This is a genomic window from Flagellimonas allohymeniacidonis (assembly GCF_004296335.1).
GTDB classification, from domain to species: domain Bacteria; phylum Bacteroidota; class Bacteroidia; order Flavobacteriales; family Flavobacteriaceae; genus Flagellimonas; species Flagellimonas allohymeniacidonis.
Genome location: NZ_SGIU01000003.1, coordinates 72,989 through 94,730, shown reverse-complemented (window position 1 = coordinate 94,730; position 21,742 = coordinate 72,989). Strand labels below are relative to the sequence as shown.

Genomic DNA, 21,742 nt, shown 5'->3' with positions numbered 1-21,742 from the left:
GATCTGCCCGGCACCAAAATGGTCTTTCTTTCTCTTTGTTTACGCTGTCTATACCAATATGTTCAATGAACTTCTCTCAAAAAAGAAACCCCTATAGGGCCCCTTTTTATCCCGCAATCATCCGGCTTTCACCGGCAAAGCGGGTGCAAATATAGATAGCTTTAAACAAACCGACCAAACAATTTTCAAAAAAAAATCATTTTTTTTATAATTATTTGATTTTCAGTTTTTTATGACCTAAATCTATATTAGCAAGCAGAATTCAAGATAAGAGAAATTAACCATACTTCCAAATTTTTGAAGAACCACTAAAATACTCTTCCATAGAAACAACTATTGCCAGCATCCATCCAACATAGTATCTTTGCCAACCATTTAAATAAGGCAAGCGAATGATTGAGATTACTTTACCGGATGGTGCAAAAAAGAAAGTTCAGCAGGGCGCCACTCCTATGGACGTGGCCAAGAGCATCAGTGAAGGATTGGCCAGAAATGTAATATCTGCCAAATTCAATGATACCACAGTGGAAACAACAACCCCATTAACCATTGATGGAACGCTTACCTTATATACCTGGAATACGGATGACGGCAAAAAGGCATTTTGGCATTCTTCATCCCATGTTCTGGCGCAAGCTTTGGAAGAACTATATCCGGGCATCAAGTTGACCATTGGTCCGGCCATTGAAAATGGGTTTTATTACGATGTGGATTTTGGAGAACACCATATCTCTGAAAAGGACTTTCCTGAAATCGAAAAAAAAGCCCTTGAAATTGCCCGTGGAAAACATGATTACAAAATGCGTGAGGTATCCAAAGCGGATGCGCTTTCCTATTATAAGCAACAGGCTAATGAATATAAGGTAGAACTCATCGAAAATCTAGAAGATGGCACCATTACTTTTTGTGACCATAGCACTTTTACTGATCTATGTCGTGGAGGACACATACCCAATACTGGAATAATCAAGGCATTTAAGGTGCTTAGTGTGGCTGGTGCGTATTGGAGAGGTGACGAAAACAACAAACAATTGACCCGTGTATATGGAATATCATTTCCAAAGCAAAAGGAGCTTACTGAATACTTGCATTTGCTTGAAGAGGCTAAGAAGAGAGATCATCGAAAACTAGGAAGAGAACTTGAACTTTTTACCTTCTCACAAAAAGTAGGGCAAGGTTTGCCGCTATGGCTTCCCAAAGGGGCTGCTTTACGCGAGCGTTTGGAAAGTTTCTTGAAAAAGGCACAGAAAAAGGCGGGTTATGAAATGGTGGTCACCCCCCACATAGGACAAAAGGAGCTCTATGTAACCTCAGGGCACTATGCTAAATATGGAGAGGACAGTTTCCAACCTATCCATACCCCGAAAGAAGATGAGGAGTTTTTGTTGAAACCCATGAACTGTCCACATCACTGTGAGATATATAATCATGGTCACTTTAGCTATAAGGACTTGCCAAAACGATTTGCCGAGTTTGGTACTGTATATAGGTATGAGCAGAGTGGTGAACTTCACGGGTTGACAAGAGTACGTGGTTTCACGCAGGATGATGCCCATATTTTTTGTACCCCGGAACAACTTAATGAGGAATTCAAAAAAGTTATTGACCTCTCCCTTTACGTTCTTACCTCATTAGGATTTGACAATTTCACAGCCCAGGTTTCTGTTCGCGATTTGGACAAACCTGAAAAGTATATAGGGGAAGCAGAAAACTGGGAAAAAGCAGAGCAAGCCATTATCAATGCAGCAGAGGAAAAGGGCTTAAATTTTGTGGTTGAAACTGGCGAAGCAGCATTTTATGGTCCAAAGCTCGATTTCATGATCAAGGATGCCTTGGGAAGAAAATGGCAATTGGGAACCATTCAGGTGGATTATAATTTGCCTGAGCGTTTTGACCTTACCTATAAAGGCAGCGACAATGAACTACACAGGCCCATTATGATTCACAGAGCCCCATTTGGAAGTATGGAACGTTTTGTGGCCTTGTTGCTGGAACACACAGGAGGAAATTTCCCATTATGGCTCATTCCCGATCAAGCCATCGTACTGCCTGTCAGCGAGAAACACGAAAAATATGCTGAAAAAGTTTTAAGTTCTCTGGAAAATAACGAAATTCGCGCGCTCATTGATAATAGGAACGAGACAGTCGGAAAGAAAATTCGAGAAGCGGAGCTCAAAAAAATTCCTTTCATGTTGGTGGTTGGCGAACAGGAAGAAGCTTCGGAGACTATTGCTGTAAGAAGGCATGGCGGTGAGGATTTGGGCAGTGTTAGTATTGAGCAATTTTCCGACTTGGTGACTACTGAAATAAATAGTACCTTAAAGTCGTTCTAAAAATTATGTTTAATTAAAAAGTTGACGTCATAGCAATACGAAGAAGATCTAGACCCCAACCTAGGAGGGAAAACAAAAACCCTCATAATATCAATGGCAAAATTACTGCTCCCCAGGTAAGACTAGTGGGAGATAATGTGGAAATGGGCGTATATCCCATTTCAAAAGCGCTTGCAAAAGCAGAGGAGCTAGAACTTGATTTAGTTGAAATATCTCCTAAAGCAAGTCCTCCAGTTTGTAAAATCATGGACTATAAAAAGTTTCTATACGAACAAAAGAAACGGGATAAAGCCATGAAAGCTAAGGCAACCAAAGTGATTGTAAAAGAAATCAGGTTTGGTCCCCAAACGGATGACCATGATTATGAGTTCAAAAAGCGTCACGCGGAAAAGTTCTTAAGAGATGGAGCTAAGTTAAAGGCTTATGTTTTTTTCAAGGGAAGGTCGATAGTCTACAAAGACCAAGGAGAAATACTGCTCCTAAAATTGGCCCAAGAATTGGAGGAACTTGGAAAAGTAGAACAAATGCCAAAATTGGAAGGGAAGCGTATGACCATGTTCATAGCCCCTAAAACCAAAAAGTGATTTACTGAACTACGTTCAGCACAAATAAGCGGGCAACCGAATTCACCTTCGGTTGTAAATTATAAAGAGGAGAAAATGCCTAAGATGAAAACAAAATCCAGTGCCAAAAAGCGATTTAAGCTTACAGGTTCTGGTAAAATCAAAAGAAAGCACGCTTTTAAGAGTCATATTTTGACCAAAAAATCGAAAAAGCGCAAGCTTAAGTTAACGCACTCTACATTAGTACATGAGTCAGACGTTAACAGCATTAAAGAACAATTACGATTAAAATAATTGTTCAATTCGGTACATTATTTATAAACCATGGAGTCGGGCCATATAAAGACCCTAAAACAGTTTAGGGCGCCTGCTACAAAAAAATGAAACATTATGCCAAGATCAGTTAATTCAGTTGCTTCACGAGCTAGAAGAAAAAAAGTGATGAAGCAAGCTAAAGGTTACTTCGGAAGACGTAAAAATGTATGGACAGTAGCCAAAAATGCGGTAGAGAAAGCAATGCTATATGCCTACCGTGACAGAAGAAATAAAAAGAGAAATTTCCGTTCACTTTGGATTACCCGTATCAATGCCGGAGCAAGACTTCACGGAATGTCTTACTCCCAGTTTATGGGCAAGGTGAAAGCCAATGGAATTGAGCTCAACAGAAAAGTTCTAGCCGATTTGGCGATGAACCATCCTGATGCGTTCAAAGCCATTGTGAACAAAGTGAAATAACAAACAATAATTACCCGCTTAAGAAAGTCCTGCTCAAAACGAGCGGGACTTTTTTTCTATACTCATTCTCCATAGGCCGTCAAGACCAGTCTTCTTCCAGAAGCGTGGTTTCTGTGTTCGCAAAGGTAAATTCCTTGCCAAATACCAAGGTTTAACTTCCCTCCTGTAATAGGAATTAGAAGCGAATTATCCAACAAGGCACTCTTAATGTGCGCAGGCATATCGTCCGGACCTTCATAAGTATGCACAAAATAGGAGGCATTTTCAGGGACCATTTTGTTGAAATGACTTTCAAAGTCCAGTCGCACCGTTGGGTCCGCATTTTCATTAATGGTCAATGAAGCCGAGGTGTGCTTAATGAAAACCTGAACAAAACCCACTTCAATTTTCCGAATTTCTGGCATGGCCTCCTTAATTTCATCCGTAATAATATGGAATCCCCTTGTTCTCGGTTTTAAACGAATTTCCTTTTGATAAAACTTCATGGAGTGAAATTAATACAAACTTTACTTCATACTCTTTCCAAACCCTACCTTTGTCGTTTGAATTTTAGAAATGAATCCATCAAAAATAAAAATGGTCGTCACCGATATGGATGGCACCTTATTAAATTCCAATCATCAAGTCAGTGATCGCTTCTTTGAGCTATTTCATGAGCTTAGCAAGAAGGGTATTCAGTTTGTGGCGGCCAGTGGACGACAGTACCACAGTATTGTTGAAAAATTGAAACCCATCAAAGAACAGATCTATGTGATTGCTGAAAATGGTGCATTGGTTAAAAAACAGGAAGAAGAACTTCTGGTCATCCCCTTGCAGCATCATTTAAAAACCAAATTGCTTGATACCATAGACCAAATTGATGGGGCCCATGCCATGTTATGTGGCAAGTACAGCGCATACTTTGATGGTAGCTCAACATCTTTTTTTGATGAGATTAAGGAGTACTACGAAAAGTTTGAAATTCACGATGATTTGAGCCACGTCTCGGACGAAATCATCAAAATTGCGGTCTATCATAAACTAAGTGCCGAAAATTATATCTATCCAGAACTCAAAAAAATAGAAGAACAGGTGAAGGTGAAGGTTTCTGGAATGCACTGGGTGGATTTAAACCATATTGATGCAAACAAAGGTTTTGCCTTGGACAAACTGTTGGCAGATACTGGTGTAGGTAAGGACGAGGTGATGGTGTTTGGTGATTACAACAACGATTTGGAGATGATGCAGCTCGTAGAACACAGTTTTGCCATGCAGAATGCCCATCCTACAATTCAAGAAGCCGCCAAGTATCAAACTGCCAGTAACGATGATTTTGGTGTAGAACGGGTTTTGGAAACTTTATTATGAAAGAAATTGAGGAACTCATTCTTCGTTTTGACCTAAAACCACACCCGGAGGGTGGTTTTTTTAAGGAAACCTATCGAAGCGAAGGTAAAATACCAGAAGCAGAGCTACCCAAAAACTATGCGGGTGAACGCAATTATTCCACAGGCATTTACTTTTTGCTCACTTCGGATATGTTTTCTGCGTTTCACAAAATCAACCAAGATGAAATTTGGCATTTTTATGCCGGAACCCCTCTAAGAATTCATAGCATCTCTGATGAAGGAAAATATAAAACATATGATATGGGCACAGATTTTGAATCCAATCTTGTACCCCAAGTTGTAATTCCAGGTGGAAGCTGGTTTGCTGCCGAGACCTTGTATCCGAATTCCTATTCCTTTGTGGGATGCACTGTAGCACCGGGATTTGATTTTGATGATTTTGTACTTCCGACCCAAAGGGAACTTCTTGAAAAGTTTCCAAATCATGGGCCCCTCATAAGAAGACTCACCCGAATCTAAAAATGCTTCAGGTGAAATACTAAGACCAAGAACAGTCTTAAGGTGGCAGTTCTTAAGGGGATGATACTGGAAATTAGCTAGTTCACAACAATTTATTGTAATACTGAGACTCCCCTTTTAGTTTTATTGCAAACAAATTAAGGTATGCCCCTATTCGGTTCCCTTAAAATAGGCGTACATAAGACTTTTGGGCCATTTTTATTGTTATGCCTCCTGAATATATCACAGTGTTGGGGCCAAGCACCTAGTACAGGGGATTTGATCAAGGTACACGAAGCCAGTCAACCGGAAATTAATAGTCTTACCAATCCGGAAGAAGGAATGCTTATTTATAACGAAGACACCAAGCAACTTAATTTTTTTGAAGGTTCCAATTGGGTTGCTCCCAGCAATACCAGCAAAACCTTAGTATTGAATAGAGCAAGCAATGGCAACAACAATCTCATCGTAAACAGTACCAACCAATACTATGACCTTCCCGTGAATGCATCCCATGAAATCAATAATACGGGAGGCATTTTTCAAACTATAGGGAATGGGAGAATAAGGGTTGTAGAGGCCGGGGCTTATTTTATGAGTGCCGCTTTTTCGGTGAGGGACATGCCTTCGGGTGATACAAAGTATATTATTGGGGTTTTTATAAATGGTACTTTAAGGGGTTACCTTACTCGAGGGTTTGCTTCCCTGCCGAGCAGTGATTGGTGGGGCACTTCTGGCACCATAATTTATCCTCTGAGCGCCAATGATGAAGTACGATTTAGGTATGTTGTGAACAACAACGGTAATCCATTGGATGCTGTATTCATAAACATCGGGATAACCCAGCTATAAAGTCGTTGGAACCCTTCTAGGTTTTTTGTTTTTTCTTCCGAGCTGCTGGGAAAAGTACATTGTTCAAAATCAAACGATAACCCGGAGAAGTGGGGTGTAGCTCAAGTTCCGTTTTGGGATCCCCTACCCTGTGCTGATAATCTTCCGGGTCATGGCCTCCATAAAAGGTAAAAAAACCCTTTCCTTTAATACCATGAAGGTATCTCGCTTCCCCATTGAGTTTATTTTCTCCCAAGACCATAACGGTTGATTTGACTTGATCTCTTGTAAATGCGGTGGTCTGCCCCATAAACCCCTTAACCAATGTAGTATGATTTTGGGTCAGCATGGTCGGTACGGGATCCCACTTGGCCGAAAATTCCATGAGAGAGAAATAATCTGACTCCCGAGGAACATTTCTTCTTTTGTTTGTCATGTCAATAGAGGAAAACTCATAACGAAGGGGATTCCGTTCCAAAATAAAATTGGTAAAAGCAAAGGTGTTTTTATAATCCAATTTTCCTTGGTAGTTGGCATCGGAAGGGTCTCCGTCGAACATGGGTTCACAGATGTCCACATTCTCTGCGGCCAAGGCGATATCAAAGCTATCGGTAGCCGAACACATGGCAAACATGAATCCACCGCCAATGACATAGTTTCTTATTTTTAGGGCTACGGCCCTTTTTTCTTCAGAAACCTTTGAAAAACCAAGCTCTTGGGCCAAAGTTTCCGCCTCCTTTTTGCTCTCGATATACCAGGGAGCAGCTCGGTAGGCCCCATAAAACTTACCAAATTGTCCAGTAAAATCTTCATGATGTAGATGTAGCCAGTCGTACAACGCTAATTTGTTATCTAAAACCTCTTCATCGTAAATGGTCACATAGGGAATTTCTGCATAGGTAAGCACCATGGTTACTGCATCATCCCAGGGTTGATTCCCCTTTGGTGAATACACCGCAATTTTGGGTGCTTTTTCCAAGATTACAGCTTCTTGGTTGCGTGAGGGGCTACTTATTTCGTCCAATACTTTTTCAGCTTGGGCATCGGATAATACTTCAAAAGATACTCCTCTAATTTGACACTCTTTTCGGATTACCTCCCCATCTGGTAGTAAAAATGAGCCACCTCTATAGTTTAAAAGCCATTGGACTTTTTGTTGTTTGGTCAAGACCCAATAGGTTATGCCGTACGCCTTGAGGTGATTCTCCTGTCCTTCAGCATCCATCGGAATTAGAATCACTGATGCCATCGATTCGAAAGAAAAAATGAGAAATAAGAATAGTAGAAAGTTTCTAGCTTTTGCCAGAGCCCAAGGATTTTTCAATTTAGAAAGGTACGTCACTGTCATCAGGGTCATCATCACCGTTCATTGCGCTTCCAAAAGCTTCATCCGCGCTGGGAAGATTTGGGGTTGCAAAAGGATTCTCCTCATCCGCATTCATCTTCGATTGAAACTCAAATGGGGAATCAAAGTCATCCAAGTTATCAAATTTACCGAGCGCTCCAATGAATTTTAACCTAATATTATCCAATCCACCGTTTCGGTGTTTGGCCACTATAAATTCGGCTTGACCCTGTGTTGGTGTTCGTTCTTCATCATCCCACTCGTCAATTTTATAGTACTCAGGTCTGTAAATAAACGATACGATATCGGCATCTTGCTCTATCGCACCTGACTCTCTTAGGTCGGACAAAATGGGACGTTTGCTCCCACCTCTGGTTTCAACTGCCCGTGATAACTGCGAGAGCGCGATTACCGGGACATTCAATTCTTTTGCCAAAGCCTTGAGGTTACGGGAAATTGTGGAAATTTCCTGCTCCCTATTCCCTCCTTTTTGGCTACCTCCTGCGGTCATTAGTTGCAGGTAATCGATTACAATGAGTTTAATTTTATGCTGCGATGCCAAACGTCTGGCTTTGGCACGTAAATCAAAAATGGACAAGGACGGGGTATCATCGATGAACAAAGGTGCTTTTTCGAGCGCCTTAACCTTCACATTCAACTGCTCCCATTCATGTTTTTCGAGTCGACCTGTACGAAGTTTTTCAGAAGAAAGTCCGGTTTCCGAAGAAATCAAACGGGTAATTAATTGTACTGAGGACATTTCCAAGGAAAAGAAAGCCACTGGAATTTCGGAATTTACTGCAATATTTCGCGCCATGGAGAGCGTAAGCGCTGTTTTACCCATACCTGGTCTTGCCGCAACGATAACCAAATCGCTGGGTTGCCATCCTGAGGTAAGTTTATCTAATTTGTCAAATCCAGATGGAATACCACTAAGCCCCTCTTTATTTGAAATTTCTTCAATCTTTTTCTTCGCTTGGATAACCAAGTTCATCGCAGTCTCTGCAGATCTTTTCAGATTTCCCTGAGTGATATCGTACAGTTTGGCTTCTGCATTGTCCAGCAAGTCAAAAACGTCGGTCGAATCGCTATAGGCATCCTCAATAATTTCGCTGGAAATTTTGATGAGGCTTCGTTGAATATACTTCTGAAGTATGATTCGTGCATGGAACTCGATATGCGCTGAAGAGGCCACTTTTTGGGTCAATTTTATCAGATAAAAGTCCCCTCCCACAGCCTCTAGCTTGCCATCCTTCTTTAATTGTGCCGAAACGGTTAATAAATCCACCGGCTCAGAGGATTCAAACAATTTGAAGATAGCCTCGTAAATAAATTTGTGGGAATCCTTATAGAACACCTCTGGATGAAGAATATCAATAACTTCATCGACACCCTTTTTGTCAATCATCATTGCTCCAAGCACAACTTCCTCTAAATCAACGGCTTGAGGAGGTATTTTGCCTTTTTCAAGACTGATGAGGGTGGATTTATCCACGCGATGACCAATTATTGGGTTAGGCTTTTCCATAAGTGCGAAAGTAGCTAATTAACCTTAAGTTAACCTTAGATTTTCAATACACCATGTCCACAGGTATTCAACAAAATTAGTGTTGATAACCCAAAATAAAATGTTAATAACAGAAAAATGTTTAAATCAACTGCCAGGTACGGCCGCTACAAAGTTGAAAAATAGCTCCTAGTCGTTAAACACACCCATTGAGGCATATTTTTCCATACGGGTTTTCACCAATTCTTTTGGTGATAACTTTTTTAACTCTTCAAAATGTGATGAAATTTTATTCCTAACCGAGTCGAAGGTTTTTTCTCTATTGGAGTGGGCACCGCCTAACGGTTCTTTTACAATCTCGTCGACCAATTTGAGTTTTTTCATATCGGTAGCTGTCAATTTGAGTGCTTCGGCTGCCTGCTCCTTGTACTCCCAACTTCTCCAAAGAATGGAAGAGCAGGATTCGGGCGAAATCACCGAGTACCAAGTATTTTCAAGCATCAATACTTTGTCACCAACACCAATGCCCAAGGCTCCGCCAGAGGCACCTTCTCCGATGATGACAACAATAATCGGAACTTTAAGACGCGTCATCTCCAAAATATTTCGAGCGATGGCTTCCCCTTGTCCACGTTCCTCAGCCTCAATACCGGGATAAGCCCCTGGGGTATCGATAAAACTCACAACAGGAAGACCAAATTTTTCGGCTGACTTCATTAAACGCAGGGCTTTGCGATAACCCTCCGGGTTGGCCATTCCGAAATTTCGATATTGACGGGTTTTGGTGTTATAGCCTTTTTGTTGCCCAATGAACATATAACTTTGATCACCTATTTTTCCCAAACCTCCTATCATTGCCTTATCATCCCGAACATTCCTATCTCCATGTAATTCCAGAAAAGTATCGCCACAAATGGCATTGATATAATCCATGGTATATGGTCTGTTAGGGTGCCTAGATAACTGCACCCTTTGCCAAGCAGAAAGGTTTTTATATATGTTTTTTCGGGTCTCTTCGAGCTTTTTTTCAATTTGTGCACAGGTTTCAGTGACATCAACATCACTCTCTTCGCCGATAACCATGCACTTCTGAAGCTGATCTTCAAGTTCCTTGATCGGTAATTCAAAATCTAAATATTCCATGGAAGTTGATTTCTGAAAAATATAGTGGCGCAAATATAAAACTTTAGTGGATACAGATTTGAAAGAACAATACTTTGGCCCACACTTTCCTTTGAATGTATTCTTATCGCTTGGCTTTCATCAACATATACACTGCAAAAACCCCAAATATCAAATTAGGTATTACCACAGCTAGAAGTGGTGAGAAGCCCGATTGCTCAGCCAAGGTGCCGAATACTTTATCAAAAAAGATATAAATAAAGGCCACCCCAATCCCAAAAGCAAGGTTTAATCCCATGCCGCCCCTACGTTTAACGGAGGACACTGCAACGGCTATTATGGTAAGAATAAACGCGGCAATGGGAAGCGCCCATCGTTTGTACTTAACCAATATATAGGCATTGATATTTGAAGCACCCTTTTGTTTTTGGTCTTCAATAAACTTATTGAGTTCAAATAGATTTTTGGTCTCTGCTACATAGGACACGGGTGTCAAATCATCTATTTTGAATGTAAAAAGCGTATCCAAACGTCTTTGGGTTTCAATGAGCTCTATACCGTTTTGAAGTTTTCGCTTGGAGTAATTGGTGAGCCGGTAAATACTATCTTTTTCCACCCAACGAATATTGGAAGCAGAAATTTTGTATTCCAAACGTTTAAGGGAGTCAAAGTGCTCGTAGGTAAAGTTGTATCCAATTTTCCGATTTGGCTCAAACCTACTCACATAAATGTAATCCCTGTCATTAAGTTGGTTAAAGATATTGTCGGTGACCCGGTCCTGTCGCCCTCGCTTGAAATATTTGTATTCGAATTCGTTGAATCCAATACTGGCATAGGGAACAATGAACATCCCCATCATAAAAATAAGGATGGCCACCAGGGTGGCTCCAATAAGGTAGGGCCTCAAAAATCGGGAATAGGAAACCCCAGAGCTGAGGATAGCTACAATTTCAGTATTACTGGCCAGCTTTGAAGTAAAAAAGATAATGGACAGGAATAGAAAAATGGGAAGTAGAAGATTCCCAATCACCAGAGTAAAGTTCCCATAAAACTGAATAACCTCAGCCAGAGGGGCTTCATTGTCAATGATTTTTCCAATTTTTTCCGCCAAATTGGCCATAATTCCAATAGGCACAAATAGCATGAGCATTCCTAGAAATGTGACTAGGTAGCGCTTTAATATGTATCTATCGAGAATCGTCAGCATTACAGGCGTTTATCCATCTGTTTCACCATTTTGGTCTTCCATTCCGAAAAATCCCCGGCTAAAATACGCTCTCTTGCGGTGCGAACCAACCAAAGATAAAATCCCAAATTGTGAATTGTGGCGATTTGCTTTCCCAGATATTCATTGGCCGCAAACAAATGCCTTAAATACGCTTTGGAATATTCAGTGTCCACATAGGTAATCCCCATTTCATCAATGGGCGAAAAGTCTGCCTCCCATTTTTTGTTTTTGATGTTGATCGTTCCATGGGCCGTGAACAACATTCCATTTCTGGCATTCCGTGTGGGCATTACACAATCAAACATGTCGACTCCCAAGGCGATGTTTTCCAAGATGTTGATTGGGGTACCAACCCCCATCAGATATCTGGGTTTATCCTCCGGAAGAATATCGCATACTACTTCGGTCATCCCATACATTTCTTCAGCAGGTTCCCCCACCGAAAGTCCTCCAATGGCGTTGCCTTCGGCACCCACAGATGCAATATATTCTGCCGATTGCTTCCGTAAATCCTTGAATGTAGATCCTTGCACGATGGGAAACAATGTCTGGGCATAACCATATTTGGGAGGTGTTTTTTCAAAATGGGAAATGCAGCGGTCCAACCATCTATGGGTAAGGTGCATGGACCTTTTAGCGTAGTCATAATCGCAAGGATAGGGTGTACATTCATCAAAAGCCATTATGATATCTGCACCGATGGTACGCTGAACGTCCACTACATGTTCAGGGGTGAAAAAATGTTTACTACCATCGATATGTGATTTGAAGGTAACTCCTTCCTCCTTGATTTTTCTATTGTCAGAGAGTGAGTAAACCTGATACCCTCCGCTGTCTGTCAAAATGTTTCTATCCCATCCCATAAACTTGTGCAAACCACCAGCCTCTTCCAAAATTTGAATACCTGGTCTGAGATAAAGATGGTAGGTGTTGCCAAGAATGACATCGGGGTCAATGTCTTCCTTAAGTTCACGCTGGTGAACTCCCTTTACGGAAGCTACAGTGCCTACAGGCATAAAGATTGGGGTTTGTATAACCCCATGATCTGTAACTACTTCCCCGGCCCGAGCTTTAGTGCCGGAATCTTTTCGTACTAGGTTAAAATCCAATCCTTTTCTTTAAAAGGGCAAATATAGCCAACTCCTATGCATCAAGTCCCTAACAAAAAAATAAAGTTGGACATCGGAGCATAACAATAAAATGAAATACCTTGTTAAAATTAAATTGTACTCCTCTTGTAAAGCAAAAAGATTGCGGTTACATTTGAGGACATAAATGATACGAAATGCCAAATTATGAAGAATTGCAGAGCTTGGTGACCCAGGTTCGTCGCGACATTCTACGTATGGTGCACAAGGTAAATTCTGGACATCCAGGGGGTTCATTGGGTTGTACGGAATTTTTTGTTGCCCTTTACAATGAAATCATGGAGCTTAAAGAGGGATTCGATATGGATGGAAAAGGAGAAGATTTGTTCTTTCTCTCCAATGGTCATATCTCCCCAGTTTTTTACAGTGTGCTGGCACGCCGAGGGTATTTTTCCCTTGATGAATTGAACACTTTCCGTTTGATCGATTCGCGCTTGCAAGGTCACCCAACAACCCACGAGGGTTTACCCGGGGTGCGCGTTGCTTCTGGATCTTTGGGACAAGGTATGTCAGTGGCCATTGGAGCAGCTTTGGCCAAAAAACTGAATGGTGACGATCATTTGGTGTTCAGTCTTCATGGCGATGGTGAATTACAGGAAGGACAAAATTGGGAAGCAATCATGTTTGCTGCAGGAAAAAAGGTGGATAATCTTATTGCCACAGTGGACCGAAATGGGCAACAAATTGATGGAGCCACTGAAAATGTTATGCCGCTAGGTGATGTTGCTGAAAAATTCAGGGTCTTCGGTTGGGATGTTCTTGAAATTGAAAACGGAAATGATCTAAAAAAAGTCATTGATGGACTCAATGAGGCGAAATCGAGAACAGGAAAAGGGAAGCCTGTATGTATTGTAATGAAAACTGAAATGGGTAATGGTGTTGACTTTATGATGCACACCCACGCATGGCACGGTAAGGCACCAAACGATGAGCAATTGGCCACGGCCCTGGCCCAAAACCCGGAAACTTTGGGCGACTATTAATTCTAGCTGAACGAAAGATGAAAAAATACATAGATCAAGGCAAACAAGATACGAGAAGTGGTTACGGCGCAGGAATGACCGAACTGGGAAGAACCAACCCCAATGTGGTTGCATTATGTGCAGACCTAGTGGGCTCCTTAAAAATTGAGACCTTTATCGCCGAAAGCCCAGAACGCTTTTTTCAGGTGGGTATTGCAGAAGCCAATATGATGGGTATCGCCGCTGGGCTTACCATCGGTGGAAAGATTCCATTTGCATCCACCTTTGCCAACTTTGCCACGGGCAGGGTATACGATCAAATACGCCAGTCCATCGCCTATTCCGGAAAGAATGTGAAAATCTGTGCATCACACGCTGGACTCACACTTGGCGAAGATGGAGCCACACATCAGATTTTGGAGGATATCGGGATGATGAAAATGCTTCCAGGGATGACCGTAATCAATCCTTGTGATTTTAATCAGACCAAAGCGGCGACCATTGCTATCGCTGAACATCAAGGCCCTGTTTATTTACGATTTGGTCGACCAAAAGTCGCCAATTTTACCCCTGCAGACCAAAAGTTTGAGATTGGAAAAGCTTTACAGTTGACCGAGGGGACCGATGTTACCATAATCGCCACTGGGCACTTGGTATGGCAATCTTTGTTAGCGGCGGAAAATCTTGAAAATCAAGGAATTTCTGCAGAAATAATCAACATTCACACCATAAAACCTCTAGATGACCGGGCAATTCTTGATTCGGTGAAAAAGACAGGTTGTGTGGTAACTGCAGAAGAACACAATTACCTTGGAGGTTTGGGCGAAAGTGTTGCTAGGGTATTGTCGCAACACCATCCGGCACCCCAAGAGTTCATCGCCACCCAAGATACCTTTGGAGAAAGTGGTACACCGGAACAGCTCATGGATAAATACGGATTGAACAATAAAGCCATTGAAGCGGCCGTTTTAAGAGTGATGAAACGCAAATAGTTTCCGGTATCATCTTTGTGTGATACCATTCAATTCTTAAAACGAAACACTTATGAAAAAAACGCTTCTAGTAGCAGCATTTGGCCTGTTGGGCTTTGCTGTATCCGCACAGAGTGGGTCTGGTTTTGGACTTAAAGCAGGCCTTAGTTACAACAAAAATGGGGATTTGGTGGGCAGCATCGGAGATGCAGCCCAAAGCATCGTTGATGGTGGCGAAGGAAAGACCGGCTATCATGTGGGCTTTTGGGGAAAACTGGATTTTCCAAAAATATATTTGAGACCAGAACTGGTATATACCCGTACAAAAAGCTCCTACGATGTCAATGGCACTTCAAGTGACTATGATGTTTCCAAATTGGATTTACCGGTTTTGCTAGGTTATAAGATAATTGGACCCCTACATATTTTTGGTGGACCGGCATTTCAATATACGCTAAGCAACGATTTGGACAATTTGAACGTATCGGATGTAGAAAATGACTTTACCGTTGGTTTGAATGTTGGGGCAGGTGTCAATCTAGGAAGGCTTGGTTTGGATGTTCGCTATGAAAGAGGGTTTTCTGAAAATGAGGCCGTCTTTATCGGCGACAATATCACCGATATATCAGGTAGAGTTGATACAAGACCCTCGCAGATAATTTTCAGCCTATCGGTTGACCTGGCAAGAAAGAATAACTAAAAGAGATATTGTGAAAAAAAAAGCCCCTCAGAGGGGCTTTTTTTATTTTAGTTCGTGTCTGGATCCAGATAATCTGGTGTCCCATCATTATTTGAATCAGGGTAAGGGAAAATGATATTCCCATTATCATCGGAAATTTCATCACGGGTCAACACCCCATCCCCATCATCATCGGGGTCTTGAAAATTTGCAAGACGGAGACCTACCTCTTCCTCAGAATCCGTATTGTCGTCGTACAAATAACCGTTACCATCCACATCTTCTTGTATCGAAGGTATTCCATCACCATCGTGGTCGGTTTCATTCAAAGTGAATAAGTCAATCGTAAAAATTAGTGGGCTATACTGAGGAATCACACCATCGGCCCTATTGAAGCGACCAAGTCCAGAAGGAAAAATAATGAGTCCTATACCAAAATCCTCTACATCAACAGTTCCATCAGGGTTACTTATTGGGGCTCCTCCAGTGACAAAATTCGGCACACCTTCAGCAAATCCTCTAAAACCTTGTGTAAGATCTTGCAATTGGGCCAGATCAAACCAAACTGGATTATTGGCCGCATCAAAGGAAGTGCCATCCAATAATTTGCCCTCATATCGAACAAAAACGGAATCAGCCACAGAGGGTCTCCGTGCATCCGGATTTGCAGGCCCGCCTACCCCCGGACGAACAGAAAGATAATACAGGGTATGCGGGACATCATTCTCTTCTTCCGAGAGCAACAGCTCGAAGGAAGATACGTTAATAACGGTCTCTTCTACGAAATCCATGAGAGGTTGCTTATCGGCGTTAGCACCTGCAATCGTGTCGATGCGGATTTTGAAGTCGAAATCAGCAGGCATGGATTGAAACTCCTCGTAGTTAAAAAAGTGGGTGTTTAAGTACTCCCTTATCTCTTCATCATTTTCAGGGGAAACTTCGGCCAACAAACGAGGTGGTATCGATTCTATTCCCATGTCATCGTCATTACTACAAGAGAACGCCAAGAAGGTCAAGAACAGACCATACAAAATCCTTTTCCGCATCAAATTCATTTTTAGCGATGCAAGATACAATTTTCCCCTATTTTTGATAATTCCATTAACAAAGATTTGCGGCGAAAATGCGCATTGATAAATTTCTTTGGAGCACTCGGTACTACAAAACCCGAAATATTGCCACAACAGCGGTAAAAAAGGGGCATGTGCAAATCAATGGCAATGTGGCCAAACCTTCCCGAGAGGTGTTCCCAATGGACGAAATACAGTTGAGGAAGAATCAAATTGACTATGAAATGGTAGTTTTGGACATTCCAGAAAGTCGGGTTGGTGCCAAGTTGGTGGATATTTATCGAAAAGATACCACTCCCAAGGAAGCCTTCGAGCATAATGAGCTCTTAAAACTGGCCAAAGATCATTATCGTAAAAAGGGACTGGGAAGGCCAACCAAAAAAGATAGAAGGGATATCGATGATTATCTGGAGGAACCAGATTCCGATGTTTCTTCATAATTATGGCTAATTTTAAGTATGCAAAATCAAATTCTCACCCACGAAAAAATACAGCACAAAATAAAAAGGATTGCCTATCAAATCTATGAGGCCAATGTCACCGAAGACCAAATTGTGGTCGCCGGTATAGAAGGTGGAGGTTTGAAGTTTGCCGAAAAGATAGCCGCTGTTCTGAAAAAAATCACAGAGGCCAACATTACGCTTTGCAAGGTTAAAATGAACAAGAGCAATCCTCTGCAAAGTGGGGTGACCACCTCCATTGATGAAGAAGATTACAAAAACAAGTCGATTGTATTGGTGGATGATGTATTGAACTCGGGAACAACCTTGATCTATGGCGTTCAACACTTTTTAAAAACCCCTATTAAACAACTGAAAACTGCTGTTTTGGTTAACAGAAACCATAAAAAATATCCAGTAAAAGCGGATTATAAGGGTATTTCCCTGTCCACTTCCCTACACGAGCACATTAAAGTGGAATTTACGGCAAGAAATTACGGAGTCTATTTGGAATAGTGGGATTGTATTTCAGTTACCACTTCTTCGATGCTTTTACCATCACAATTAATCGTTACATCTGCTTGGGCATAATATGACCTTCTCTCAAAAAGATGCTTTCCAATGAATTCGGGTAGATTCTCATCCTTCAAGTTTTTCACCAAAGGCCTTTTGTCTTTTTCCCTACTGATTCTATCAACTAGAGATGGAATCGATAAATGTAGATAAACAGATAGGTTGGAGTTTTTCGAAATGGTCTGCATATTATTTCCATAACAAGGTGTACCGCCACCTGTGGCCAGAATAATGTCTTTGCTTTCCTCCAGAACTTTCCCCAACAATTGAAACTCGGTTTTCCTAAAGAAAATCTCCCCCTTTTTGGAGAACAGTTCACCGATGGACATCCCCATTTCTTCTTCAATGTAATCATCGAGGTCCACAAAAGGAGCATCCAATACTTTGGCCAATAACTGCCCAACGGTAGACTTCCCACTTGCCATATAACCTACTAAAACTACTTTCATTTATCCCAATTAATCGTGTTCTCAAAAAAACACAAATTTATCACTATTTGGGCTTGCCAAATAAATTTTAGAACTTATATTTGCACCCGCTTAGCGCAATAAGTAAGTGGAGACCTGATAGCTCAGTTGGTAGAGCATCTCCCTTTTAAGGAGAGGGTCCTGGGTTCGAGCCCCAGTCAGGTCACTTAAAATATTCCAAACCAAAGCCTGAAAAATTTCAGGCTTTTTTGTTTTACGGGTTTCAGCCAAAGAACGTGATACGGGTATAAAATATCTCCCCCTACAAAGTAATATCCATCAGGAATTCGAATTTTTCATAAAGGTAAAACGGATTTGCCCAACTGTATCTCCGAAACAAGGGCCTCGATGGTCGTATTCTCCAAATTTTTGACAACCTCTGATTTTCCGTTCGATACCAAGTCATGCAACGGACAAGGATTCTCTGCATCGCATTCTTCAAGACTCAGCATACATGAGCTAAATTTATCGTGCCCATCAATAACATCAACAATGCGCATCACGCTTACTTGTCTGTTGTCGTCATTTAAATAAAACCCTCCTTTTGGTCCTTTCAAGGATGAAACAATGCCATGTCGAACCAACTCCTGAAGCAGCTTGGCAATATATGATGATGGAGCATTGATGGGTGCGCTTAAGTCTTTTGCCTGTACTTTCTTTTTCTCATCGGAATTTAAGGCGAGAAACAGTACACCTTTTATAGCGTATTTAGAGGATTTGGATAACATGGAACAATTCTTTTTGTAAAAGTAAAAATTAAAAGATGTTTTTGTCTTAAATATGACCGATATCATATTTTCCACAGTTAAAGGCTAATATTTTTGAGCATTCATTAAAAACCGCTCCCTATGAAAATTAATTTCGCAATACTCTGTTTTCTCATCTCCCTTTTTTTAGTGTCCTGTGGAGGAAAACAAGAGAAAAAATCCGATGGTTTTAGTGTAGATCGAACTAAATCTACCGAGCAAACCGAAGCGACTACACCAGAAACCAACGAGGTTCCTGCCTCAGAGCGAATTACATTGGACAACAAAGGTGTTGGCCAAATAAAAAATCTTCCCTTAGATCCCGAAATAAATATGGAGATGGTTGAAGCCGGTGGTGCCCTTTTCAAGACCAACTGTACCGCCTGTCACAAAATAGATAAAAGGTTTATTGGTCCATCACCAACAGGCATCCTTAAGCGAAGAAGTCCTGAATGGATTATGAACATGATTTTGGATCCTCAATTGATGGTGGAGCAAGACCGTTGTGCCAAGGATCTTCTTGTGGAATTCAACGGAGCTGCCATGGCCAATCAGAACATTACCGTGGAAGAAGCCCGGTCAATTTTAGAATACTTCAGAACCTTAGAATAATAATTATGAAAACTACCCACCTTAAAATTGTAATGGGTTCCCTTTTTGCCGTTTTACTATTATTTGGATGCAAAAATGGGAATCAAAAAGAAACTACATCGGCAGATTCTGAGACGACCGAAGAAACCGTAAAACAAGGGCAGGCTTTCATCGAAGACGATGGGTCTACACCCAATGTGCTTCAGATTGCCATAGGATCCCCTGATCATACCACTTTGGTAGCCGCAGTGCAAGCGGCCAACCTAGAAAACGCACTTGTAAATGCAGGGCCTTTGATGGTGTTTGCGCCAACAAATGCTGCTTTTGACGCCTTACCCGAGGGAACCGTGGAAAATTTACTTAAACCAGAAAACAAAGATGCTTTGGCCAATATTCTTAAGCATCATGTGACCCCTGGCAACTATTCCAAGGAATTCCTGAAAAAATTCAAAAAACTGGGACAGGCCAATGATCAAAACACCACTATCGAAGTGAAAGATGGAGAGGTATATGTTGGAGGGGCCAAAATAGTGGCAAGTATCTCCGCCGGTAATGGCATTGTACATGTCGTGGATGCCGTGATATTACCCCCAGAAAACTAAATGCTAATCTAAAAGAATCAACACAATGAGAAAACTGAATTATTTTTTTGGCACCCTTATGGGATTGACCCTTCTTCTCTTTGGCTGCAAGCCAGGAGGTGATGGCTCTGGAAATGGAGCATTGGCGTCCAGCGCAGCGGAGAAAGTATATGTAGCTCCCGGGGAGCAAGATGAGTTTTATGCCTTCCTATCGGGCGGTTATAGTGGTAACCTAACGGTTTATGGACTTCCTTCCGGTAGAATGTTCAAGGAAATTCCAGTATTCTCGCAATTTCCTACCTCTGGTTATGGTTATTCGGAAGAGACGAAGCCCATGCTGAATACCTCACATGGATTTATTCCATGGGACGATTTGCACCACCCCGATATTTCACAAACCAATGGGGAACTTGATGGTCGATGGATATTCGTTAACGGGAACAATACCCCGAGAATCGCAAGAATCAGTCTGAGTACGTTTGAGACAGAGGAGATTATTGAAATTCCGAACAGTGCCGGTAACCACAGTTCTGCGTTCATCACTGAAAACACGGAATATGTGATTGCAGGAACCCGATTTGCCGTTCCCGTACCACAGAGGGATATGCCAATCAATGAATACAAAGGTAACTTTAAAGGAGCCTTGAGTTTTATCAGTGTAAATCCAGAAGATGGACGCTTGGACCTTAAATTCCAAGTAATGATGCCTGGGTTCAACTATGATCTTTCCCATCCGGGAAGAGGGAAATCCCACGGCTGGCATTTCTTTAGCACCTATAACACCGAAGAAGCCAATTCTTTGATGGAAGTAAACTCTTCGCAAAACGATAAAGATTTTATAGCAGCCATCAACTGGAAAAAAATCGAAGAATTTGTGAACAACGGCGGAGGAACAAAAATGGCAACCAACTATGCCCACAACGTATATAATGAAGAAACACATACAGGCACCTCAACCATGGTAAAAGAGGTGCTGACGGTCGATCCCACAGAAGTGCCCGGAGCGGTATTCTTCCTTCCAACACCAAAATCACCGCACGGCTGCGATGTTGACCCATCTGGTGAGTACATCATTGGCGCCGGAAAACTTTCTGCAGACCTAACTGTACATTCGTTTACCAAAATGTTGGAAGCCATTGAGGCGGAAAAATTTGATGGTGAAGCCTATGGTATACCTATTCTCAAATTTGAGGATGTAATGGCAGGGGTTGTAAAAAGTGGTGGATTGGGCCCACTGCACACAGAATTTGACAGTAGTGGCAATGCGTACACCACGTTCTTCATTTCTTCAGAAGTGGTAAAATGGAAATTGGAAACTTGGGAGGTTGTTGATCGTAAACCCACATTCTATTCAGTAGGACACCTTATGATTCCTGGAGGTAACTCACGTAAACCTTTCGGAAAGTATGTGGTGGCCATGAACAAAATCACCAAAGATCGTTATTTGCCCACAGGGCCAGAAATGGAACACTCTGCGCAGATTTATGATATCTCTGGTGAGAAGATGGAGTTGATCTATGACTTTCCAACCCATGGAGAACCCCATTATGCAGCAGGTTGTCCAGCTGATCTATTGAGAGCCAATTCCAAGAAAATTTACCGTTTGGATGAGAATAAACACCCTTATGCGGTGACGTCACCTGATCAAGCCAGGGTGGAACGCAACGGTAACGAAGTGCATATTTACATGTCAACGATTCGAAGTCATTTCACTCCTGACAATATAGAAGGAGTCAAGGTTGGAGATAAGGTATATTTCCATATCACCAATCATGAGCAAGATTTTGATGTGCCCCATGGATTCTCCATGCTGGGACAGAACACATCTGAAATATTGGTTATGCCAGGCCAGACCAAGACCTCGGTCTGGGAACCCAAGCAAGTTGGTGTTTGGCCGTTTTATTGCACAGATTTCTGTTCGGCATTGCACCAAGAAATGCAGGGTTATGTAAGGGTTTCCCCTGCGAATGCCAACATTGATCTATCATGGTCTTTGGGTGAATAAACACTCATGTTTTTTCAAA

The 21,742-nt window shown here is 41.7% G+C and carries 24 protein-coding genes and 1 tRNA gene; 16 read left to right on the top strand and 9 right to left on the bottom strand.

Features of this window, described 5'->3' with window-relative positions:
* Window positions 1-392: 392 nt before the first annotated feature.
* The 4 genes from thrS to rplT all read left to right on the top strand — a co-directional run bounded on the left by thrS (window position 393) and on the right by rplT (window position 3,631).
* A complete protein-coding gene (thrS, locus tag EW142_RS16580; protein WP_130615967.1) occupies window positions 393-2,333 on the top strand; it encodes a threonine--tRNA ligase in 1,941 nt (646 codons plus the stop codon).
* A 35-nt stretch (window positions 2,334-2,368) separates the two neighbouring features.
* On the top strand, window positions 2,369-2,917 hold the full coding sequence (gene infC, locus EW142_RS16575; RefSeq protein ID WP_130615965.1) for a translation initiation factor IF-3: 549 nt from the start codon (window positions 2,369-2,371) through the stop codon (window positions 2,915-2,917).
* A gap of 75 nt (window positions 2,918-2,992) precedes the next feature.
* The gene (rpmI, locus tag EW142_RS16570) at window positions 2,993-3,190 is read left to right on the top strand and encodes a 50S ribosomal protein L35 (protein ID WP_073181711.1); all 198 of its coding nucleotides are present in this window, start codon (window positions 2,993-2,995) and stop codon (window positions 3,188-3,190) included.
* Window positions 3,191-3,286: 96 nt separating this feature from the next.
* The gene (gene rplT, locus EW142_RS16565; protein WP_130615963.1) at window positions 3,287-3,631 is read left to right on the top strand and encodes a 50S ribosomal protein L20; all 345 of its coding nucleotides are present in this window, start codon (window positions 3,287-3,289) and stop codon (window positions 3,629-3,631) included.
* Window positions 3,632-3,693: 62 nt separating this feature from the next.
* On the opposite strand, the gene EW142_RS16560 is transcribed toward rplT, so the two are convergent.
* Window positions 3,694-4,116 (bottom strand): secondary thiamine-phosphate synthase enzyme YjbQ, encoded by a 423-nt coding sequence (locus EW142_RS16560; protein ID WP_130615961.1) that lies wholly within the window; start codon window positions 4,114-4,116, stop codon window positions 3,694-3,696.
* A 70-nt stretch (window positions 4,117-4,186) separates the two neighbouring features.
* On the opposite strand from EW142_RS16560, the gene EW142_RS16555 reads away from it, so the two are divergent.
* The 3 genes from EW142_RS16555 to EW142_RS16545 all read left to right on the top strand — a co-directional run bounded on the left by EW142_RS16555 (window position 4,187) and on the right by EW142_RS16545 (window position 6,309).
* Entirely contained in the window at window positions 4,187-4,978 is a 792-nt protein-coding gene (locus EW142_RS16555; RefSeq protein ID WP_130615959.1) for an HAD family hydrolase, read from the top strand.
* On the top strand, window positions 4,975-5,478 hold the full coding sequence (locus tag EW142_RS16550; RefSeq protein ID WP_130615957.1) for a cupin domain-containing protein: 504 nt from the start codon (window positions 4,975-4,977) through the stop codon (window positions 5,476-5,478). The genes EW142_RS16555 and EW142_RS16550 overlap by 4 nt, the downstream gene beginning before the upstream one ends.
* A gap of 144 nt (window positions 5,479-5,622) precedes the next feature.
* Window positions 5,623-6,309, top strand: a complete 687-nt coding sequence (locus EW142_RS16545; protein ID WP_130615955.1) for a hypothetical protein — start codon at window positions 5,623-5,625, stop codon at window positions 6,307-6,309.
* A 16-nt stretch (window positions 6,310-6,325) separates the two neighbouring features.
* Here the strand turns inward: EW142_RS16545 and EW142_RS16540 are convergent, their stop codons facing one another.
* The 5 genes from EW142_RS16540 to tgt form a co-directional block, all read right to left on the bottom strand.
* Window positions 6,326-7,537: an asparagine synthetase B gene (locus tag EW142_RS16540; protein WP_240740246.1), complete on the bottom strand. Its 1,212-nt coding sequence runs from the start codon at window positions 7,535-7,537 to the stop codon at window positions 6,326-6,328.
* A gap of 76 nt (window positions 7,538-7,613) precedes the next feature.
* Window positions 7,614-9,161, bottom strand: coding sequence for a replicative DNA helicase (gene dnaB / locus EW142_RS16535; protein WP_130615951.1), 1,548 nt, complete (start codon window positions 9,159-9,161; stop codon window positions 7,614-7,616).
* Window positions 9,162-9,329: 168 nt separating this feature from the next.
* On the bottom strand, window positions 9,330-10,283 hold the full coding sequence (locus EW142_RS16530) for an acetyl-CoA carboxylase carboxyltransferase subunit alpha (protein WP_130615949.1): 954 nt from the start codon (window positions 10,281-10,283) through the stop codon (window positions 9,330-9,332).
* Window positions 10,284-10,386: 103 nt separating this feature from the next.
* A complete protein-coding gene (locus EW142_RS16525; RefSeq protein ID WP_130615947.1) occupies window positions 10,387-11,469 on the bottom strand; it encodes an LptF/LptG family permease in 1,083 nt (360 codons plus the stop codon).
* Window positions 11,469-12,599 carry a tRNA guanosine(34) transglycosylase Tgt gene (gene tgt / locus EW142_RS16520; protein ID WP_130615945.1) on the bottom strand — a complete coding sequence of 377 codons (1,131 nt, stop codon included), beginning with the start codon at window positions 12,597-12,599 and terminating at the stop codon, window positions 11,469-11,471. Before tgt ends, EW142_RS16525 begins: the two co-directional genes overlap by 1 nt.
* Window positions 12,600-12,775: 176 nt before the next feature.
* Between tgt and EW142_RS16515 the strand changes: the two genes are divergently transcribed.
* The 3 genes from EW142_RS16515 to EW142_RS16505 are packed head-to-tail and all read left to right on the top strand — an operon-like array spanning window position 12,776 to window position 15,271.
* Window positions 12,776-13,621, top strand: a complete 846-nt coding sequence (locus EW142_RS16515; protein ID WP_130615943.1) for a transketolase — start codon at window positions 12,776-12,778, stop codon at window positions 13,619-13,621.
* A 17-nt stretch (window positions 13,622-13,638) separates the two neighbouring features.
* Window positions 13,639-14,592: a transketolase family protein gene (locus EW142_RS16510; RefSeq protein ID WP_130615941.1), complete on the top strand. Its 954-nt coding sequence runs from the start codon at window positions 13,639-13,641 to the stop codon at window positions 14,590-14,592.
* A gap of 52 nt (window positions 14,593-14,644) precedes the next feature.
* Window positions 14,645-15,271 (top strand): outer membrane beta-barrel protein, encoded by a 627-nt coding sequence (locus EW142_RS16505; protein ID WP_130615939.1) that lies wholly within the window; start codon window positions 14,645-14,647, stop codon window positions 15,269-15,271.
* Window positions 15,272-15,318: 47 nt separating this feature from the next.
* On the opposite strand, the gene EW142_RS16500 is transcribed toward EW142_RS16505, so the two are convergent.
* The gene (locus EW142_RS16500; RefSeq protein WP_130615937.1) at window positions 15,319-16,296 is read right to left on the bottom strand and encodes an FKBP-type peptidyl-prolyl cis-trans isomerase; all 978 of its coding nucleotides are present in this window, start codon (window positions 16,294-16,296) and stop codon (window positions 15,319-15,321) included.
* Between the two features lie 77 nt (window positions 16,297-16,373).
* Between EW142_RS16500 and EW142_RS16495 the strand changes: the two genes are divergently transcribed.
* Both EW142_RS16495 and EW142_RS16490 read left to right on the top strand, forming a co-directional pair.
* On the top strand, window positions 16,374-16,760 hold the full coding sequence (locus tag EW142_RS16495; protein WP_130615935.1) for an RNA-binding S4 domain-containing protein: 387 nt from the start codon (window positions 16,374-16,376) through the stop codon (window positions 16,758-16,760).
* An 18-nt stretch (window positions 16,761-16,778) separates the two neighbouring features.
* On the top strand, window positions 16,779-17,276 hold the full coding sequence (locus tag EW142_RS16490; RefSeq protein ID WP_130615933.1) for a phosphoribosyltransferase domain-containing protein: 498 nt from the start codon (window positions 16,779-16,781) through the stop codon (window positions 17,274-17,276).
* Here the strand turns inward: EW142_RS16490 and EW142_RS16485 are convergent.
* Window positions 17,264-17,782 (bottom strand): shikimate kinase, encoded by a 519-nt coding sequence (locus tag EW142_RS16485; protein ID WP_130615931.1) that lies wholly within the window; start codon window positions 17,780-17,782, stop codon window positions 17,264-17,266. The two genes, EW142_RS16490 and EW142_RS16485, sit on opposite strands and share 13 nt — an antisense overlap.
* A gap of 111 nt (window positions 17,783-17,893) precedes the next feature.
* Between EW142_RS16485 and EW142_RS16480 the strand changes: the two genes are divergently transcribed.
* Window positions 17,894-17,966, top strand: a tRNA-Lys gene (locus EW142_RS16480).
* Window positions 17,967-18,096: 130 nt separating this feature from the next.
* On the opposite strand, the gene EW142_RS16475 is transcribed toward EW142_RS16480, so the two are convergent.
* Window positions 18,097-18,528, bottom strand: coding sequence for an RrF2 family transcriptional regulator (locus tag EW142_RS16475; RefSeq protein ID WP_130615929.1), 432 nt, complete (start codon window positions 18,526-18,528; stop codon window positions 18,097-18,099).
* Window positions 18,529-18,648: 120 nt separating this feature from the next.
* On the opposite strand from EW142_RS16475, the gene EW142_RS16470 reads away from it, so the two are divergent.
* The 3 genes from EW142_RS16470 to nosZ are packed head-to-tail and all read left to right on the top strand — an operon-like array spanning window position 18,649 to window position 21,723.
* Window positions 18,649-19,158, top strand: a complete 510-nt coding sequence (locus tag EW142_RS16470) for a c-type cytochrome (RefSeq protein ID WP_205783313.1) — start codon at window positions 18,649-18,651, stop codon at window positions 19,156-19,158.
* Between the two features lie 5 nt (window positions 19,159-19,163).
* Window positions 19,164-19,739, top strand: coding sequence for a fasciclin domain-containing protein (locus EW142_RS16465; protein WP_130615927.1), 576 nt, complete (start codon window positions 19,164-19,166; stop codon window positions 19,737-19,739).
* Window positions 19,740-19,797: 58 nt separating this feature from the next.
* Window positions 19,798-21,723: a Sec-dependent nitrous-oxide reductase gene (gene nosZ / locus EW142_RS16460; protein WP_130615979.1), complete on the top strand. Its 1,926-nt coding sequence runs from the start codon at window positions 19,798-19,800 to the stop codon at window positions 21,721-21,723.
* The last annotated feature ends 19 nt before the right edge of the window (window positions 21,724-21,742 follow it).

Coding starts and splice junctions, on each gene's coding strand:
- thrS (WP_130615967.1), top strand. CDS start 393: ATGATTGAGATTACTTTACCGGATGGTGCAAAAAAGAAAGTTCAGCAG.
- rpmI (WP_073181711.1), top strand. CDS start 2,993: ATGCCTAAGATGAAAACAAAATCCAGTGCCAAAAAGCGATTTAAGCTT.
- rplT (WP_130615963.1), top strand. CDS start 3,287: ATGCCAAGATCAGTTAATTCAGTTGCTTCACGAGCTAGAAGAAAAAAA.
- EW142_RS16560 (WP_130615961.1), bottom strand. CDS start 4,116: ATGAAGTTTTATCAAAAGGAAATTCGTTTAAAACCGAGAACAAGGGGA.
- EW142_RS16555 (WP_130615959.1), top strand. CDS start 4,187: ATGAATCCATCAAAAATAAAAATGGTCGTCACCGATATGGATGGCACC.
- EW142_RS16550 (WP_130615957.1), top strand. CDS start 4,975: ATGAAAGAAATTGAGGAACTCATTCTTCGTTTTGACCTAAAACCACAC.
- EW142_RS16545 (WP_130615955.1), top strand. CDS start 5,623: ATGCCCCTATTCGGTTCCCTTAAAATAGGCGTACATAAGACTTTTGGG.
- EW142_RS16540 (WP_240740246.1), bottom strand. CDS start 7,537: ATGGCATCAGTGATTCTAATTCCGATGGATGCTGAAGGACAGGAGAAT.
- dnaB (WP_130615951.1), bottom strand. CDS start 9,161: ATGGAAAAGCCTAACCCAATAATTGGTCATCGCGTGGATAAATCCACC.
- EW142_RS16530 (WP_130615949.1), bottom strand. CDS start 10,283: ATGGAATATTTAGATTTTGAATTACCGATCAAGGAACTTGAAGATCAG.
- EW142_RS16525 (WP_130615947.1), bottom strand. CDS start 11,469: ATGCTGACGATTCTCGATAGATACATATTAAAGCGCTACCTAGTCACA.
- EW142_RS16515 (WP_130615943.1), top strand. CDS start 12,776: ATGCCAAATTATGAAGAATTGCAGAGCTTGGTGACCCAGGTTCGTCGC.
- EW142_RS16510 (WP_130615941.1), top strand. CDS start 13,639: ATGAAAAAATACATAGATCAAGGCAAACAAGATACGAGAAGTGGTTAC.
- EW142_RS16505 (WP_130615939.1), top strand. CDS start 14,645: ATGAAAAAAACGCTTCTAGTAGCAGCATTTGGCCTGTTGGGCTTTGCT.
- EW142_RS16500 (WP_130615937.1), bottom strand. CDS start 16,296: ATGCGGAAAAGGATTTTGTATGGTCTGTTCTTGACCTTCTTGGCGTTC.
- EW142_RS16495 (WP_130615935.1), top strand. CDS start 16,374: ATGCGCATTGATAAATTTCTTTGGAGCACTCGGTACTACAAAACCCGA.
- EW142_RS16490 (WP_130615933.1), top strand. CDS start 16,779: ATGCAAAATCAAATTCTCACCCACGAAAAAATACAGCACAAAATAAAA.
- EW142_RS16485 (WP_130615931.1), bottom strand. CDS start 17,782: ATGAAAGTAGTTTTAGTAGGTTATATGGCAAGTGGGAAGTCTACCGTT.
- EW142_RS16475 (WP_130615929.1), bottom strand. CDS start 18,528: ATGTTATCCAAATCCTCTAAATACGCTATAAAAGGTGTACTGTTTCTC.
- EW142_RS16470 (WP_205783313.1), top strand. CDS start 18,649: ATGAAAATTAATTTCGCAATACTCTGTTTTCTCATCTCCCTTTTTTTA.
- EW142_RS16465 (WP_130615927.1), top strand. CDS start 19,164: ATGAAAACTACCCACCTTAAAATTGTAATGGGTTCCCTTTTTGCCGTT.
- nosZ (WP_130615979.1), top strand. CDS start 19,798: ATGGGATTGACCCTTCTTCTCTTTGGCTGCAAGCCAGGAGGTGATGGC.